At 72.3% G+C, this 17,422-nt stretch carries 13 protein-coding genes and 1 pseudogene; 9 read left to right on the top strand and 5 right to left on the bottom strand.

Features of this window, described 5'->3' with window-relative positions:
• The 9 genes and pseudogenes from ACZ6ZR_RS33975 to ACZ6ZR_RS33935 all read left to right on the top strand — a co-directional run.
• Nucleotides 1-192: pseudogene (locus ACZ6ZR_RS33975) on the top strand (ABC transporter ATP-binding protein); the annotation flags it as partial.
• Nucleotides 189-1,388: an ABC transporter permease gene (locus ACZ6ZR_RS33970; RefSeq protein ID WP_465649074.1), complete on the top strand. Its 1,200-nt coding sequence runs from the start codon at nucleotides 189-191 to the stop codon at nucleotides 1,386-1,388. The pseudogene ACZ6ZR_RS33975 and the gene ACZ6ZR_RS33970, both read left to right, overlap by 4 nt.
• 13 nt (nucleotides 1,389-1,401) lie before the next feature.
• On the top strand, nucleotides 1,402-1,989 hold the full coding sequence (locus ACZ6ZR_RS33965) for a hypothetical protein (protein ID WP_465649072.1): 588 nt from the start codon (nucleotides 1,402-1,404) through the stop codon (nucleotides 1,987-1,989).
• A gap of 112 nt (nucleotides 1,990-2,101) precedes the next feature.
• Complete coding sequence (locus ACZ6ZR_RS33960) at nucleotides 2,102-2,863, top strand: response regulator transcription factor (RefSeq protein WP_465649070.1); 762 nt, start codon at nucleotides 2,102-2,104, stop codon at nucleotides 2,861-2,863.
• Nucleotides 2,864-2,874: 11 nt separating this feature from the next.
• Entirely contained in the window at nucleotides 2,875-4,350 is a 1,476-nt protein-coding gene (locus tag ACZ6ZR_RS33955; RefSeq protein ID WP_465649068.1) for a sensor histidine kinase, read from the top strand.
• Nucleotides 4,351-4,545: 195 nt separating this feature from the next.
• Complete coding sequence (locus ACZ6ZR_RS33950) at nucleotides 4,546-6,084, top strand: cytochrome ubiquinol oxidase subunit I (RefSeq protein WP_465649066.1); 1,539 nt, start codon at nucleotides 4,546-4,548, stop codon at nucleotides 6,082-6,084.
• Nucleotides 6,085-6,105: 21 nt separating this feature from the next.
• Nucleotides 6,106-7,107 (top strand): cytochrome d ubiquinol oxidase subunit II, encoded by a 1,002-nt coding sequence (gene cydB, locus ACZ6ZR_RS33945; RefSeq protein ID WP_465649064.1) that lies wholly within the window; start codon nucleotides 6,106-6,108, stop codon nucleotides 7,105-7,107.
• Between the two features lie 27 nt (nucleotides 7,108-7,134).
• On the top strand, nucleotides 7,135-10,659 hold the full coding sequence (cydD, locus tag ACZ6ZR_RS33940; protein ID WP_465649062.1) for a thiol reductant ABC exporter subunit CydD: 3,525 nt from the start codon (nucleotides 7,135-7,137) through the stop codon (nucleotides 10,657-10,659).
• Between the two features lie 9 nt (nucleotides 10,660-10,668).
• Entirely contained in the window at nucleotides 10,669-12,453 is a 1,785-nt protein-coding gene (locus ACZ6ZR_RS33935) for a GAF domain-containing sensor histidine kinase (protein ID WP_465649060.1), read from the top strand.
• 12 nt (nucleotides 12,454-12,465) lie between these two features.
• Here the strand turns inward: ACZ6ZR_RS33935 and ACZ6ZR_RS33930 are convergent, their stop codons facing one another.
• The 5 genes from ACZ6ZR_RS33930 to ACZ6ZR_RS33910 form a co-directional block, all read right to left on the bottom strand.
• Nucleotides 12,466-13,305, bottom strand: a complete 840-nt coding sequence (locus ACZ6ZR_RS33930; RefSeq protein ID WP_465649058.1) for an HAD family hydrolase — start codon at nucleotides 13,303-13,305, stop codon at nucleotides 12,466-12,468.
• A gap of 37 nt (nucleotides 13,306-13,342) precedes the next feature.
• A complete protein-coding gene (locus ACZ6ZR_RS33925; RefSeq protein ID WP_465649056.1) occupies nucleotides 13,343-13,942 on the bottom strand; it encodes a hypothetical protein in 600 nt (199 codons plus the stop codon).
• 106 nt (nucleotides 13,943-14,048) lie between these two features.
• Nucleotides 14,049-14,231, bottom strand: a complete 183-nt coding sequence (locus ACZ6ZR_RS33920) for a hypothetical protein (RefSeq protein ID WP_465649054.1) — start codon at nucleotides 14,229-14,231, stop codon at nucleotides 14,049-14,051.
• A gap of 113 nt (nucleotides 14,232-14,344) precedes the next feature.
• On the bottom strand, nucleotides 14,345-15,232 hold the full coding sequence (locus ACZ6ZR_RS33915; protein WP_465649052.1) for an LLM class flavin-dependent oxidoreductase: 888 nt from the start codon (nucleotides 15,230-15,232) through the stop codon (nucleotides 14,345-14,347).
• Between the two features lie 288 nt (nucleotides 15,233-15,520).
• Nucleotides 15,521-17,206 (bottom strand): RICIN domain-containing protein, encoded by a 1,686-nt coding sequence (locus tag ACZ6ZR_RS33910; protein ID WP_465649050.1) that lies wholly within the window; start codon nucleotides 17,204-17,206, stop codon nucleotides 15,521-15,523.
• Between the last annotated feature and the right edge of the window lie 216 nt (nucleotides 17,207-17,422).

Here is a 17,422-nt window from a genome sequence, read left to right as displayed (position 1 = left end):
CCGACCGGGAACCTGGACAGCCGCTCCACCGAGGAGGTGCTCGGGATCATCGAGGGCCTCAACCGGTCGGGCCGCACGGTGGTGATCATCACCCACGAGGACGAGGTGGCGGCCCGGGCCCGCCGGGTGATCCGGCTGGTGGACGGGGCGGTCGTCTCGGACGTCCGGCAGCACGAGGAGGTGGCGGTGTGATCGTCTGGCAGATGGTGCGGTTCGCGTTCGGCGGGCTGGCGGCCAACAAGGTGCGCTCCGCGCTCACCATGCTCGGCGTGCTGATCGGCGTGGCCGCGGTGATCCTGCTGCTGGCGGTGGGCAACGGCTCCTCCGTCGCGGTGAAGAACTCCATCACCGCGCTCGGCACCAACTCACTGACCGTCAGCTCCTCCAGCCTGCGCGGCTCCGCCACGGCGGCCAAGCCGCTCACGGTGAACGACGCCAAGGCGATCGCCCAGCAGGGCGCCGGGGCGGTCAAGTCGGTGGCGCCGGTGGTGACCACCTCGGCCGCCGCGCTGTACGGGAACGTCTCGCACACCCCCGGTTCGGTGGTGGGCACCTACCCGGCGTACTTCGAGACGGCCAACCAGAAGGTGGAGAAGGGCGACTACTTCTCCAACGACGACGTGCTCAACTCCCGCAAGGTGGCGGTGATCGGGGCCACCACGGCGACCCAGCTGTTCGACCGGGAGGACCCGGTGGGGAAGCGGATCGTGGTCGGCGGCACCCCGTTCACGGTGACCGGCGTGCTCAGGGCCAAGGGCTCCACCGGCTTCAACGACCCGGACGACGTGGTGATCGCCCCGCTGCCGACCGTGCAGAACGCCTTCACCGGCTTCGGCTCCGTCAACCAGATCCTGGTGCAGGCGAGTTCGGCCGAGACCACCACCGAGGCGCAGGCCGAGGTGAGCCGGGCCCTGCTCTCCTCGCACGCCATCGCCGACCCGGCCAAGGCCGACTTCCGGATCTCCAACCAGGCCTCGCTGCTGACCGCCCGGGAGTCCACCACCAAGACCTTCACCGTGCTGCTCGGCGCGGTGGCCGCGATCTCGCTGCTGGTCGGCGGGATCGGGATCACCAACATCATGCTGGTGACCGTCACCGAGCGGACCAGGGAGATCGGCATCCGGAAGGCGCTGGGCGCGCCCCGGATGGCCATCCTCGGACAGTTCCTCACCGAGTCCACCCTGCTCTCGGTGCTCGGCGCCGGGCTCGGCGTGGTCGCCGGGCTGGTCGGCGCCCGCTTCACCATCGTCGGGATCACGCCCGTGGTGATCCCCGAATCGGTGCTCGGCGCCTTCGGCATCGCCGTCGCGATCGGGCTGTTCTTCGGCAGTTACCCCGCCAACCGGGCCGCCGGGCTGCGCCCGATCGAAGCCCTCCGCCATGAATAGGAGTACGAGTCCGATGGACGACAAGGACGTGCTGGCCACCCCGCCGGACGCGCGGGACATCGCCGCCGAGCTGGCCGCGCCGCCCCGGCGCAAGCTGCCCTGGCTGACCCTGGTGCTGGGCGGGGCGGTCCTGGCCACGGCGGGCTTCGTCGGCGGTGTGCAGTACCAGAAGAGCGACTCCACCGGCTCGAACGCCCCGCGCGCGGCGGCCGGCCAGGGCCAGGGCCAGGGCGGGTTCGGCGGTGCCAACCGCCGGGCCAACGGACAGAACGCGCAACCCGGGCAGAACGCCCAGAGCGGACAGAACGCTCAAGGTGGACAGAACCGGCAGGGCGGCTTCACCCGGGGCACGGTCAAGGCCGTCGACGGCACCACCGTCTACCTGACCGACGCCAACGGGAACACCGTCAAGGTCTCCACCACCGACGCCACCAAGGTCCAGCTCTCCAAGCAGGGCAAGGCCTCCGACCTGACGCCCGGCCAGAGCGTCACCGTGGTCGGCACCCCGGACGGCAGCGGCGGATACGCCGCGACCCAGCTCACCGAAGGTGCCGGAGGCTTCGGCGGGGGCTTCCCGGGAGGCGGTCAGGGCACCCGTTGAGTACGGGTGCGAGCAAGCTCATCCCCGCTTCATGAAACGCGCGTAGCCTCGCCGGGCTATCGTCCATCGGAGGACAACCGGGGGACAGGGCAGACCGGGAGGCGGATCTACCGTGCAAGGGACAGCGACCAGGGCGACGGGGCAGCCGGGGACCACCGGCGGCGAGGCGTACCTGTTGGTGGTGGACGACGAGCCGAACATCCGCGAGCTGCTCTCCGCTTCGCTGCGGTTCTCCGGCTTCCGGGTGGAGTCGGCGGCCACCGGTGAGGAGGCGCTGGCCGCGGTCGCGGCCGAGCGCCCCGACCTGGTGGTGCTCGACGTGATGCTGCCGGACCTGGACGGCTTCACGGTGGTGGAGCGGCTGCGCGAGCAGGCGCAGTGGCCGCAGCCGGCCGACCACGTGCCGGTGCTGCTGCTGACCGCCAAGGACGGCACCACCGACAAGGTGCACGGCCTGGCGGCGGGGGCGGACGACTACGTCACCAAGCCGTTCAGCCTGGAGGAGCTGATCGCCCGGATCCGGGCGATCCTGCGCCGGGCCGGCGGCCCGGTCGAGGACGGGCGGCTGACCGTCGCCGACCTGACGCTGGATCCGACCGCCCACGAGGTGACCCGGGGCGGGGAGCCCGTCGGCCTCTCCCCCACCGAGTTCAAGCTGCTGCACTACCTGATGGCCAACGTGGGCCGGGTGGTCTCCAAGGCGCAGATCCTGGACCACGTCTGGGCCTACGACTTCGGCGGCGACCTCTCCATCGTCGAGTCGTACATCTCCTACCTGCGCCGCAAGCTCGACGCCGGCCCGGCGGTGCACGGCCCCAAGCTGATCCACACCGTGCGCGGCATCGGCTACGCCCTGCGCAGGCCCCCGCAGTAGCCGCGCCGCCCGTGCTCTCCAAGGTCTCGCTCCGCACCCGTCTGCTGGTGCTCGTCCTGCTGCTGGCCGCCGCCGGACTGGCCGTCAGCGACGTCGTCGTGCTCGGCACCGTCCGGGGCAACCTGGTGGGCCGGGCCGACCAGCAGCTCAAGCGGTTCGGCGAGCAGGTCTCCCGGCGGCCGCCGGACAAGGTACTGGACGGCGGCCGCCCGCTCGGCGAGCGCCGGGTCGCCCTGGCGCTGCCCAGCCAGTACGTGCTCCGCTACCTGGAGACGGACGGGCGGGTGCAGTCCGAGAACAAGGTGCCGATGGGCGAGGAGGTCAGCGGCCCCCGGGTGACCGGGCTCGGCCCGGCGGTGGGGCGGGCCTTCGACGCTCCCGCCCAGCGCGGGAAGGGGAGTTGGCGGGTGCTGGTGCTGCCGCTCGGCAAGACCGCGCAGGCCTCCGCGTCCGCCTCGCCGTCCGGTGCCACTACCCCGTCGGGCTCCGCCGAGACCCCGCGCTACGTGCTGGTCGCGATGGCGCTGGACGACGTGGAGGACACCGTCGACCGGCTGGAGGCGGCCTTCCTGGCGATCGGCGCGGTGGTGCTGGTGGCCCTCGCCGGGGTCGGCGCGTTCGCGGTCCGGGCCGGGCTGAAGCCGCTCAGCCGGATCGAGCAGGACGCCGAACTGATCGCCGAGGGCGGCGTCTCGCACCGGATGGCCCAGCCCCCGGGCCGGACCGAGGCGGCCCGGTTGACCGCCGCGCTCAACAGCATGCTCGCCCAGCTGGAGGAGGCCTTCGCCGCCCGGGCCCGTTCCGAGGCGCGGATGCGCAGCTTCGTGGCGGACGCCTCGCACGAGCTGCGCACCCCGCTGGCCGGCATCCGCGGCTTCGCCGAGCTGCACCGGATGGGCGCGCTGGAGGACGTGGACCGGGCGATGGACCGGATCGAGTCGGAGGCGGTCCGGCTGGGCACCCTGGTCGAGGACCTGCTGACGCTGGCCCGGCTGGACGAGGAGCGCCCGCTCGACCTGGGGCCGATGGATCTGCGCACCCTGGCGGCGGACGCCCTGCACGACCTGACCGCGCTGGACCCGGGCCGCCCGGTCACCCTGACCGGCCCGGGCGGCGGCACGGTCCCGCGCCCCGCCCCGGTGCTCGGGGACGAGGCCAGGCTGCGCCAGGTGGTGACCAACCTGGTCGGCAACGCCGCCAAGCACACCCCGCCGGGCACTCCGGTGCGGATCGGGGTCGGCCGGACGGAGGACGGCTGCGTGCTCGAAGTGGCGGACGCCGGACCGGGTCTGACCACCGATCAGTCCGAGCGGATCTTCGACCGCTTCTACCGGGTGGACGCCTCCCGGACCCGGCAGGAGGGCGGGGGAGCCGGGCTGGGCCTGGCCATCGCCTTCGCGCTCACCCAGGCCCACCGCGGCGAGCTGACCGTCAGCTCGGCGCCCGGCGAGGGTTCGGTCTTCCGCCTCTGTCTGCCCGCCGTCTGACCCTCCCTCAGCCCCGCCCGTCGGTGTGACACCGACCACGTACCCCCGGTGTTCGAACCTCCGTAAGGATCGGGGATACTCACCTTGTGAACGTGTTCACGTTCACAAGCGGGCAAGCTTTGCCGGTTTTCCTGGGACGACCTGGTAAAAGTGCTTTTTGTCCGTTATGTGAGCATCGGTCAGGAAGAAGGCGAAGTGGACCTAGCAGTCGCTCACGAGACCGTCGCGCGGTGGCAGTTCGGTGTGACCACCGTCTACCACTTCCTCTTCGTACCGCTGACGATCAGTCTGGCCGCCCTGGTGGCCGGTCTGGAGACCGCCTGGGTGCGGACCGGCAAGGAGAAGTACTTCCACGCCACCAAGTTCTGGGGAAAGCTCTTCCTGATCAACATCGCCATGGGCGTGGTCACCGGCATCGTCCAGGAGTTCCAGTTCGGGATGAACTGGTCGGACTACTCCCGTTTCGTCGGGGACGTGTTCGGCGCCCCGCTGGCGATGGAGGCGCTGATCGCGTTCTTCTTCGAGTCCACCTTCATCGGCCTGTGGATCTTCGGCTGGGACAAGCTGCCGAAGAAGATCCACTGCGCCTGCATGTGGATGGTGGCCCTCGGCACCGTGCTCTCCGCCTACTTCATCCTGGCCGCCAACTCCTGGATGCAGCACCCGGTCGGCTACGCGATCGACCCGGTGACCGGGAAGGCCCAGCTCACCGACATCGCCCGGGTGCTGTTCCAGGACACCACCGTGGTGGTGGTCCTGCACACCCTCACCGCCGCCTTCCTGACCGGCGCCGCCTTCATGGTCGGCATCTCCTCGTACCACCTCTGGAAGGCCAGGCGGACCGGCGAGAACGACCCGAAGAAGACCGCCGTGATGCGCACCTCGCTGCGGCTGGCCCTGGTGGTCGCGGTGGTCGCCGGCCTCGGCACCGCGCTCAGCGGCGACAGCCTGGCCAAGGTGATGTTCCGTCAGCAGCCGATGAAGATGGCCTCGGCCGAGGCGCTCTGGGACACCGAGGCGCCCGCCCCGTTCTCGATCTTCGCGGTCGGCGACGTCAACGAGGGCCACAACAAGGTCGCGCTGGAGATCCCGGCCATACTGTCCTTCCTCGCCAACAGCGACTTCACCTCGGCCGTGCCCGGCATCAACGAGACCGCCGCCAGTGAGGCCGCCAAGTACGGCGGGCAGCCCCAGGACTACATCCCGAACATCTTCGTCACCTACTGGGGCTTCCGCCTCATGATCGGCTTCGGGATGACCTCCTTCGTGGCCGCGGCGATCGGGCTCTGGACCACCCGGAAGAAGTTCTTCCTGGACCGGGCGTACCGGACCGGGGACGAGGAGCCGCCGCGCCTGATGCTCTGGAGGAACAAGGAGCTGGGCACCTTCTTCACCAAGTGGAGCTGGCGGATCGGCATCCTCACCATGGGCTTCCCGCTGCTGGCCAACAGCTTCGGCTGGATCTTCACCGAGATGGGCCGTCAGCCCTGGGCCGTCTTCGGCCTGATGACCACCGCCGACGCCGTCTCCCCCAACGTCAGCGTCACCATGCAGGTGGTCGCGCTCACCACCTTCACCACGCTCTACGCGATCCTCGCGGTGATCGAGGTGAAGCTGCTCGCCAAGTACGCCAAGGCCGGGCCGGTGGTCAGCGAGCAACCGCCCGCCAAGGACCCCACGCTGCGCGGCGGGGACCCCGAGGACGCCGACAAGCCGCTCGCCTTCGCCTACTGATTCGCTGACTGGGGATCTCGGATGCAACTCCACGACGTCTGGTTCGTGCTGATCGCCGTGCTGTGGATCGGCTACTTCTTCCTCGAGGGCTTCGACTTCGGCATCGGCGTGCTGACCGGGCTGCTGGCCAAGGACCGGACCGAGCGCCGGGTCCTGATCAACACCATCGGCCCGGTCTGGGACGGCAACGAGGTCTGGCTGCTGACCGCCGGCGGCGCCACCTTCGCGGCCTTCCCCGACTGGTACGCCACCCTGTTCAGCGGCTTCTACCTGCCGCTGCTGATCATCCTGGTCTGCCTGATCGTGCGCGGCGTGGCCTTCGAGTACCGGGTCAAGCGGGACGGCGAGCGCTGGCAGCGGAACTGGGAACAGGCCATCTTCTGGACCTCGCTGATCCCGGCCTTCCTCTGGGGCGTGGCCTTCGCCAACATCGTGCGGGGCGTGGACATCGACGCCGAGAAGAACTACATCGGCGGCTTCTGGGACCTGCTCAACCCCTACGCCATCCTCGGCGGCCTGGTCACCCTGGCGCTCTTCACCTTCCACGGCGCGGTCTTCGCCTCGCTCAAGACCCTCGGCGACATCCGCGGCCGGGCCCGTGCCCTCGCCCTCCAACTCGGGCTGCTCACCGCCGTGCTGGCGCTGGTCTTCCTGGTCTGGACCCAGTCCGAGGGCGGCAACGGCTGGAGCCTGGGCGTCATGGTGCTCGCGGTGCTGGCCCTGGTCGGCTCGCTGGCGGCGATCCGGCTCGGGCGCGAGGGCTGGTCGTTCGCGCTCTCCGGCGTCACCGTCGCGGCGGCCGTGGCGATGCTCTTCCTGGTGCTCTTCCCGGACGTGATGCCCTCCACCCTGGACCCGGCGTACTCGCTCACCGTGGAGAACGCGGCCTCCTCGCCGTACACCCTGAAGCTGATGACCGTCGTGGCGGCGGTCTTCACCCCGCTGGTGCTGCTCTACCAGGGCTGGACCTACTGGGTGTTCCGCAAGCGGATCGGCACCCAGCACATCCCCGCCGCGCACTGAACCTTCGCCCTCCTGGAGAGCCGAGCCATGCCGAAGGACCGCAGAGGGCCCGTCGATCCCCGACTCCTCCGGGAGGCCCGGGCCACCCGGGCCTTCCTGGCCGGATCGGTGCTGCTCGGCGGGGCGGGAGCCCTCCTGACGGTGGCTCAGGCGGGCGTGATCGCCGAGATCGTGGTGCGGGCCTTCCAGCGGGGGGAGTACGGGCTCACCGGCCCGCTCCTCCTGCTGGCGGCCACCGCGCTGGGCCGGGCGCTGGTCGCCTGGCTCACCGAACTGACCGCCCACCGCTCGGTCGCCCGGGTCAAGTCCGACCTGCGGCGGCGGCTGCTGGAGCACGCCACCGCCCTCGGCCCGGCCCACCTCTCCACCCGGCGCACCGGTGAGCTGGCCACCCTGGCCACCCGGGGCATCGACGCGCTGGACGACTACTTCGCCCGCTACCTCCCGCAGTTGGCGCTGGCCGTGGTGGTGCCCGGGGTGGTGCTGCTGCGGATCCTCGGCGCCGACCTCACCTCGGCCGCGATCATCGCCGGCACCCTGCCGCTGATCCCGCTCTTCATGGTGCTGATCGGGATGGCCACCCAGAGCCGGATGGACCGTCAGTGGACCAGCCTGGCCCGGCTCGGCCACCACTTCCTCGACGTGGTGGCCGGGCTGCCCACCCTCAAGGTCTTCAACCGGGCCAAGGCCCAGGCCGAGACCGTCCGCCGGATCACCGACGACTACCGCCGGGCCACCCTGCGGACCCTGCGGATCGCCTTCGTCTCCTCCTTCGCGCTGGAGCTGCTGGCCACCCTCTCGGTCGCCCTGGTCGCGGTCGGCATCGGCTTCCGGCTGGTGAACGGCTCGATGAGCCTGGAGACCGGCCTTCTGGTGCTGGTGCTCGCCCCCGAGGTGTACTTCCCGATCCGCCAGGTCGGCGCGCTCTACCACTCCAGCGTGGAGGGGCTGAGCGCGGCCGACCAGGTCTTCGAGGTGCTGGAGACCCCGCTGCCGCCGACCGGTGACCGGCCCGCGCCCGACCTGCGCACCGCCGCGGTCACGGTGGACGGGCTGACCGTCGGCGACCGCCTGGCGCCGGTCTCGCTGACGCTGGAGCCGGGGACGGTCACCGCGCTCACCGGGCCGAGCGGGGCCGGGAAGTCCACCCTGCTGGCCGCGCTGCTCGGCTTCGTCCCGGCGGACAGCGGCACCGTCCGGGTCGGGGGAGTGGAGCTGTCCGAGCTGGACCGGGCGAGCTGGCACGCCCAGATCGCCTGGGTGCCGCAGCACCCCTACCTGTTCGCCGGCACCGTCGCCGAGAACCTCCGGCTGGCCCGGCCCGAGGCCACTGACGAGCAGCTGCGGGCGGCCCTGGCGGCCGCGTACGCCTCCGACTTCGCCACTCCCGAGCTGGTGCTCGGCGAAGCCGGCGCCGGGCTCTCGGCCGGGCAGCGGCAGCGGCTGGCGCTGGCCCGCGCCCTGCTGACGGACCGTCCGCTGCTGCTGCTGGACGAGCCCACCGCCAACCTGGACGGGGCCGGCGAGCAGGCCGTGGTCGACGGGCTGGCCGCGCTGACCGGCACCGGGCGGACGGTGCTGTTCGTCGCCCACCGCCCCGCTCTGCTCGCCATCGCCGACCGGCACCACCACCTGACGGCGGCTCAGGCCCCGGCGGGCGCCGTTGTTTCACGTGAAACCGAGCCGGTCGCCTCGCCGGTCGCCTCGCCTGTCGTGGGGCCCGCCGTGGGGCCCGCCGTGGAGCGTGCCGCCGAGCCGGAGCCCGGGCGGACCGCCGCCGTGCGGCCTCGGCTCACCCTGGCCATCGTGCTCGGCAGCCTCGCGCTCGGGTGTGCGGTCGCGCTGATGGCCACCTCCGGGTGGCTGATCTCGTACGCGTCCGAGATGCCGCCGGTGCTCTACCTGATGATGGCCGTCACCTCCGTCCGGGCCTTCGGCATCGGGCGCTCGGTCTTCCGCTACGCCGAGCGGCTGGTCTCGCACGACGCGGTGCTCCGCGCCCTCGGCTCCGTGCGGACCACCGTCTACCGCCGGCTGGAGCGGCTGGCCCCGACCGGTCTGCCGGCGTTCCGGCGGGGGGACCTGCTCTCCCGTTTGGTGGCCGACGTGGACGCCGTCCAGGACCACCACCTCCGGTGGCGCCTGCCGGCCGCGGTGGCCGCCACCGTCTCGGTGTTCGCCTCGGTCGGTCTCGGTCTCTTCCTCCCCGCCGCCGGTCTGCTGCTGGCGTTCGGCCTGCTGTTGGCCGGGGTGGCCATACCGGCGCTGTCGGCGCGGCTCTCGGCCCGGTCGGAGCGTCAGCAGGCGCCCGCCCGGGGCGAGTTGGCCACCGCCGTGGTGGACACCCTGACCGGTACCGCCGAGCTCACCGTGGCCGGTGCGCTGCCGGCCCGGCTGGCGGCGGCCCGCGAGGCGGACCGGCGGCTGACCGCGCTGGCCGCCCGTTCGGCCGCCGCGCTCGCGCTGGGCGGCGGTCTGATCGCCGCCGTGACCGGTCTGACCGTGGCGGCGGCCGCCGCCCTCGGCGTGCACGCGGTCTCCACCGGGGCGCTGGCCGGTGTCTGCCTGGCCCTGGTGGTGCTCACCCCGCTGGCCGCCTTCGAGGCCGTCTCGGGCATGCCGTCGGCCGTCCAGGCCCGGGCCCGCAGCCGGGGCGCCGCCGCCCGGCTGGACGAGCTGCTGGCCGCCGAACCGCCGGTGGCCGAGCCCGCCGACCCGGTGGTGCCGGAGCAGCCGGGCTCCCGGGTGACGGTCCGCGGCCTGACGGTCCGTTGGCCCGGCCGCGCCGAGGCCGCTCTCGACGGCGTCGACCTCGACCTGGCCCCCGGCCGCCGGGTGGCGGTGGTCGGCCCGTCCGGCTCCGGCAAGACCACCCTGGCGCTGGCCCTGCTGCGCTTCCTGGAGCCGGCCGCCGGGCGGATCGAGCTGCACTGTCCACAGCCTGTGGACACTCGGCGGATGGACTCCGACCTGGTCCGCCGTTCGATCGGCCTCTGCGCCCAGGACGCCCACCTCTTCGACAGCTCGCTGCGCGAGAACCTCCGGCTGGCCCGCCCCGGCGCCACCGACGCCGAGCTGCGCGGCGCCCTCGCCGAGGCCCGGCTGCTGGACTGGACCGAGGGCCTCCCCGACGGCCTGGACACCATGGTCGGCGAGCACGGCGCCCGGCTCTCCGGCGGCCAGCGGCAGCGCCTCGCGCTGGCCCGGGCACTGCTCGCCGGGTTCCCGGTGCTGGTGCTGGACGAGCCCGCCGAGCACCTCGACCTGCCGACCGCCGACGCGCTCACCGCCGACCTGCTGGCCGCCACCGGCGACCGGGCCACCCTGCTGATCACCCACCGGCTGGCCGGGCTGGAGGAGGTGGACGAGATCCTGGTGCTGGACGGCGGCCGGGTCGTCGAGCGCGGTGGCTGGCGGGAGCTGACGGCCGATCCGGCCGGGCGGCTGACCGCCATGTGGCAGCGGGAGCAGCTGGCCGACGGTGCGCCCGGCCGGATTCCCGAGACCCGCCACGAGCGCTCGCACACCCCCCTACAAACCATCACAAACTAGGCTCAACCCATGGAGACTCCGGACCAGGCCACCGACCCCACCGCGCACCGCGTGCCCGAGATCGCCTCGCTCGGTCTGGACACCCTGGTCACCGAGGTCTCCGAACGTCTCCAGTCGGCCGCCGCCGTCACCGACCGGATGCAGCGCCTGCTGGAGGCGGTGGTCTCGGTCGGGGCCGGGCTCGACCTGCACGCCACCCTGCAGCGGATCGCCGGCGCCGCCGCCGAGCTGGTGGACGCCAAGTACGCCGCCCTCGGCGTGGTCTCCCCGCACAACGACGGTCTCTCCGACTTCATCCACGTCGGCATCGACGACGAGGCGGCCGCCGAGATCGGTGAACTCCCCACCGGGCGCGGCATCCTGGGCGCGCTGATCGAGCAGCCCGAGTCGCTCCGGCTGGCCGACCTCTCGGCCGACCCGCGCTCGGTCGGCTTCCCGCCGCACCACCCGCCGATGAAGTCCTTCATCGGCGAGCCGATCCGGGTCCGCGGCGAGGTGTTCGGGAACCTCTACCTGACCGAGAAGAAGTCGACCACCGGCGCCTTCACCCCCGAGGACGCCCAGGTGGTGCACGCCCTGGCGGCCGCGGCGGGCGTCGCGATCGAGAACTCCCGGCTGTACGAGGAGGGCCGCCGCCGGGAGCGCTGGATCGCCGGCGCCTCGGCCGTCACCACCGCGCTGCTCTCCACCGACCGGGCCCAGGTCGCCCTCACCGTCGCCGCCGAGCAGGTCCGCGAACTGGCCGACGCCGCCCTCGGGATGATCCTGCTGCCGACCGGCGACGGTCAGATGCGGGTGGCCCACGCCTCCGGCGAGAAGGCCGAGTTCGTCCAGGGCGAGCTGCTGCCGCCCAGCAGCTTCGCCGCCGAGCTGCTGCGCGGCGAGAGCGTCCACCTCGACGACATGTCCACCGACCCGACCGTGGTGCTCCGGCTGGCCCGCTCCTTCGGGGCCTCGATGGCGGTGCCGATGATCGCGGCCGGCCGGGTGCTCGGCGGCCTCTCGGTCTGGCGCAGCGCCGGGGCACCGCCGTTCACCGAGTCCGAGAAGCAGCTGGCCGAGGCCTTCGCCTCGCAGTCCGCGCTGGCCCTGCGGCTGGCCGAGGGCCAGCGCGACCAGCAGCGGCTGGCGGTCTTCCAGGACCGCGACCGGATCGCCCGGGACCTCCACGACCTGGTCATCCAGCGGCTGTTCGCCACCGGGATGATGCTGGAGGGCGCCGCCCGGCGGGCCCTGGTGCCGGAGGTCAAGGTCGGCATCGGCAAGGCCGTGGACGAGCTGGACGCCACCATCCAGGAGGTGCGCACCACCATCTACGCGCTCCAGCACGACGACCACGGCGACGAGCCCGACAACCTGCGGACCCGGGTGCTCCGGGAGGGCAGCCAGGCCGCCGCCGCGCTCGGCTTCAAGCCCTCGGTGACCTTCACCGGCCCGGTGGAGAGCCTGGTCGGCGAGAAGACGGGCCGTCAACTGCTGGCCGCGCTGCGCGAGATGCTCTCCAACGCGGCCCGGCACGCCCGGGCCTCCCGGGTCGGCGTGGAGCTCGACGCCACCGTCCACCTGGACGCCGAGGGCCACCCGCTCTCCGGCGACCCGGACCTGGCGGACCGGCCCGGCTGGCCCGGCGTCCTGCTCACCGTCACCGACGACGGGGTGGGCATCCCGGACGGCGGCCGTCGCAGCGGGCTGAAGAACCTCACCCGGCGGGCCGAGGTGCTCGGCGGCGACGCCTGGCACGAGCCGGGCCCGGACACCCGGGGCACCAGGGTCCGCTGGACGGCCCGGCTCTGACGCGCGGTCAGCTCACGGGCGCAGTCCCAGCAGCTCCTCCACCACCCGGGCCACGCCGTCCTCCTCGTTGCTGAGGGTGTGCTCGGCGACCGAGGCCAGCACGTCCGGGTGGGCGTTGGCCACCGCGTAGGAGCGGCCGGCCCAGGCCAGCATCTCCAGGTCGTTCGGCATGTCGCCGAAGGCCACCACCTCGCTGCGGTCGATGCCCTGCTCGGCGCACCAACCGGCCAGTGTGGTGGCCTTGGTGACCCCGAGCGCGCTGATCTCCAGCAGCGCCACCGGGGCGGAGCGGGTGATCTCGGCGTACCGGCCGGCCACCGCCCGGGCCTTGTCCAGGAAGACGTCCGGATCCAGCTCGGGGTGCTTGACCAGCACCTTGAACAGCCCGTCCACCCGGCCCTCGGCCAGCAGCTGCTCGGCCGGGGCGACGGGGTGCTCGTTCTGCGAGTCCCACATGAAGAGCGAGTACTCCGGCTCCCGGGCGAAGCCGCCGGGGAACTCGAAGGCGAAGGCGCTGCCCGGCAGTTCGGCGCGGAGCAGCTCGACCACCCGCAGGGTGTCGGCCGGCGCCAGCGGGAAGCTCCGCAGCAGCTCGCCGCGGTGCACGTCCACCACCGCCCCGCCGTTGGAGCAGATGGCCACCCCGTGACCGCCGATGTGCGGGCTGACCTGCTCCATCCACCGCGGCGGACGGCCGGTCACGAAGACCACCTGCACCCCGGCCCGCTCGGCCGCGGCCAGCACGGCGGCGGTCCGCTCCGAGACCACCCCGCCCGGGCAGAGCAGCGTGCCGTCCAGATCGGTGGCGATCAGCCGGGGCGGGCGGGGCAGCGGGCGGGAGGATTCGGTCACCGCTCCATCTTCGCTCACCCCGCCCGCGGCGGTAGGACTACGGGTGCCAGACCTCGCGGATCTGGGTGATCTTGCCGGTGCCGTCCAGCACGATCTCGTAGATGCCGCCGGAGCAGCTGTACGGGTCCTTGACCTGCGCCCGGTCCACCAGGCAGTCCCCGATGTGCTGCCACAGCTCGCCGACCGGCACCACCTTGGCGTTGCCGGCCCCGGTGGAGATCTGCGCCTTCACCGTGGTCGCGAACATGTAGGTCTTCTCGGCGCCGGCGCCCTCGTAGTGACCGTCGTTCGGGTCACAGACGAACTTGGCGTCCTTCACGTAGAGGGTGTCCTGCTTGGGCGGCTTCACCGCCTGGACGTACTTCCAGTTCGGCTTCGGCGCGGGGGTGCTGCACCCCTCCACGTCCTCGCCGGTGCCGGTGCCGGTGCTCGCCGCGGCGGTCGGGCTCTTGCTCGCGCCCGCGCCCGTGCTCGGCTTCGCGGTGGCGCTCGGAGCGGCCGACGGCGCGCTGCTCACCGTCTCCGACGGGGCGGCGACCACCTTCCCGCCGCCCTCGTCCTTCTTCTGGCACCCCGTCAGCCCCAGCACCAAGGCCGAGACCACCGCAACACCCGTCACCAGTCCACGAGCTGACATACCGACGACTCCCCCCGTGCATCCACGCGACAACCAACGAGCGGCCAGGCTACCCACCTCCGCGGACGCCCGCTCCCGGACCCCCGGCTCTGCCTCTGCCTCGGCCTCAGCCGACGGACACCTCGGTCAGCACGCCGTGGTCCACGGCGACGGTCAGCCGGTTCCGGTCGAGCTCGTACGTGAGGGGGAAGGACGTCCCGTCGATCCGCCGGACCTCGAACCTGCGGCCCTCCCGTGCCGCCAGCGCCCGGGTCTCCAGCAGGTCGGACAGGACGTCGTGCCAGCTCACCTCGCGCCTCCTTCGCTCTCACCGACTCCCACGAACGAGCGCGCGGTTTCGTTGGGGGCCGGAGCGGAGCCGGCGGAGGGCGGCCGGGTGGTGGCGCCCTCCGCCGGGGCGGCTCAGCCGAGTTGGGCGAGGCCCTCGGTGGCGATCCGTTCGAAGACCGCGAGGTCGTTGGCGAAGATCGAGTCCGGCACCGGCCAGTGGACCACCAGCTCGGTGATGCCGATCTCCCGGTACGTCCCCGCCCAGTCCACGAAGGCGTCCAGCGACTGCAGCGGCTTCTCCGCCGTCGAACCCTGGAGCAGCACCTTCTCCAGCTCGGCGACGTCCCGCCCGCGGGCCTCGCAGGCCGCCGTCAGCTTCGCCAGCTGACCGGCGATCACCTCCGGCGCCTGCTCCACCGGTACGTCAGCCGGCCCGCGCGGGTCGCCGTACGTGACCCAGCCCTGGCCGTGCTCGGCCGCCAGCCGCAGCCCGCGCGGCCCGGTGGCCGCCACGTAGAACGGCACCCGCGGCGTCTGCACGCAGCCCGGGACGTTCCTGGCCTCGACCGCCGAGTAGTACGTCCCCTCACGGGTGGTGGCGTCCGTGGTCAGCAGCTCGTCCAGCAGCGGCACGAACTCCGCGAACCGGTCCGCCCGCTCCTTCGGCGACCACGCGTCCTGCCCCAGCGCCGTCGCGTCGAACCCCGCACCGCCGGCCCCGATCCCCAGCGTCAGCCGCCCGCCGGACACGTCGTCCAGCGTGATCAGCTCCTTGGCCAGGGTGACCGGGTGCCGGAAGTTCGGCGAGGTGACGAGCGTGCCGAGCCGGATCCGCTCGGTCACCGTGGCCGCCGCCGTCAGGGTCGGGACCGAGCCGAACCACGGCTCGTCGCGGAAGCTCCGCCAACTCAGGTGGTCGTAGGTGTAGGCGGTGTGGAAGCCGAGGTCTTCGGCCCGCCGCCAGATCTTCTGCCCCTCACTCCACCGGTGGATGGGGAGGATCACCGTGCTCAGTCGCATGTCCCGACCCTACGTCCGGCGGTCGGTGCCAACACCCACGTGGAAGTCCACGCAGCCGTCGCTGAGCTGGGCGTCTGCGAGGACCTGGCAGATCACGGCAAGCGCGGCAGCGGGAAGGCGCTGCTGACCTGGCCCACGTCCGCCGGGGCGCGCAACGTCGCGGGAATCTCCGATGGAAGAAGCCACGCGCCCACTCGGAGAGGAATTCCCCGCGCCGCATACGGAAGAAGCCGGTCGGCACCGGCCGAGACGGGCTCGGCGGTGTCGACCGGCTGCGGGTCGGTTGGGTCACTTGAGCGGGGTGCCACCCGCGTTGTGGTTGGCGATCGTCTTGTTGATCAAGTTCCCGCCGTCGGTCTCGGGCGTGGTCTGCTCCGACCAGCCGGCGCCGAACAGCAGGGCGGCGACGTGCGCGTTCGCCGTCTGGTCCAGGTGCGAGAAGAACCAGTCGACCTTGTCGTCCTTGTAGTGGCCGGGGGTGTTGTTCTGCGCCATGTTGCCCAGGGGGACCTGCCACAGGACCACCGGCTTGCCCACCGCCTCGGACATCGTCTTGTAGAACGAGAGGGAGGCGAAGCCCTTCTGGTCGTTCCAGTAGGTGTCACGGCTGCCGTGGGCGGGCAGCGCGTACCAGCCCGCGTCGCGGTCGGTCACGTCGGAGACCAGGAAGTCGGCGTTCGATGCCCCGAGGTCCGCGTAGTCCTTGGCGCACTGCGCGGTGTTCTGCTGCCAGTCGAAGCAGGACAGGTGCAGTCCCACCCCGGCGTTCGGCGCGTACTTGTGCGCCATCGAGATCAGGCACTGGGCCAGGCCGGAGGCGCTGTTCTCCTGCGATCCGCAGTCCGTCGGGCTCGCCGCCTTGACCTGCGCGGGCACCTGGTGCAGGTTGCCGAGCGACCGGGCGAAGCCCCAGAAGTCGGGCTCGAGGTCGATCATGTCCGGCGAGGTGCCGATCTTCTGCAGGAAGAAGCGGTAGTCGTTCAGGTACTTGGTGAGCAGGTCGGCCCGGTTGATGGCGACGACCTCGCCCGGACCGTCGCCCTGGCCCGCCGCGTCTCCGAGGTCACGCAGCGAGTACCAGGTGAAGAGGGTCTTCTGCGGGCGCGGCTTGCCCTGGTACGTCGCCTTGGACGCGCGGTCCTTGTACACGGTCACCTGGGTACCGGGCGCCGTGGTGTTGCCGGTCCAGCAGCCCCACCACCCCGACCACTCGGTCTTGCAGCGCGAGGCCGTGTAGGCCTCGGGCGAGGGCGCGGGCTGGCTGTGGATGTAGGCGTACCGCACGTCGAACGGCGCGGCGTTCGCCGTGGAGTCGTCCATCAGGCCGCCGAGGAGCACCGTGCTGCTGCCCATGAACCGCTTCGCCGAGCTGCCGCCCGCGGCGGTCGGAGAGGCCGGCGGCGTCGAGGCCGGGCGGGTGCCGCTCGGGCTCTGGCTCGTCGGAGCGCTGCCGCCCTGCGTGCTGGGCGTGGCGGGGGTGGCGGGGGTGGCCGGTGCGGCGCTGCCGCCGGCGTTCCCCGTGTTCCCGGTGCCGTCGGCGCTACCGGCCGGGACGAGCTGCCACTGCTGCTGGGGGCCGTTCCAGTCGTGGTACTGGGCGATGTGGCTCCCGTCGGTCTTGGAGCCGCCAGGGACCTCGACGGCCTTGCCGCTGAAGCGGTTGATCAGACGCACGTAGCCGTCCGACGACTTCTCCAGATGGAACTGCTGGTTGGCGCCGTTCAGGTCGCGCCACTGCACCAGCTCGGAGCCCTCGGTCGTCGACCAGTTGTAGGCGTCCAGAACCTTGCCCGAATGCCGGTTCTGCAGCCGGTAGTTCCCGTCACCCGAGTCGATGAACCTCCACTGCTGGTTGGTCGCGCCGCTACGGCTCCACTGCACCAGCGGAGCACCGTCGTTCGTGGCGAAGCCGTAGTCCTCCAGCGCCTTGCCGGTGCTGCGGTTGACCAGCATGTACCAGGGTTTCGTGTCCACGGTGGTTCCCGCCGAGGCCGTGTTGACCACGACCACGGAACCACCCACGACCGCCAGGCCGACGGCCGCCCAGAAACTCCGACGCTGGTACAGCCGGCGGCCGCGGTGCTTCTGCCGCCGCGACGCCTTCGGCGACGTGGATGGGCGAGGGAACATGTCGGTGCTCGCTTTCAGCCGATGCCTCTGACCAGACCACCTGTCCGGACACCACCCAGT

It is taken from the genome of Kitasatospora sp. NPDC088742 (assembly GCF_055584905.1).
Note: the sequence above shows the minus strand (reverse complement) of the source record. Positions and strands in the feature narration are given on the sequence as shown.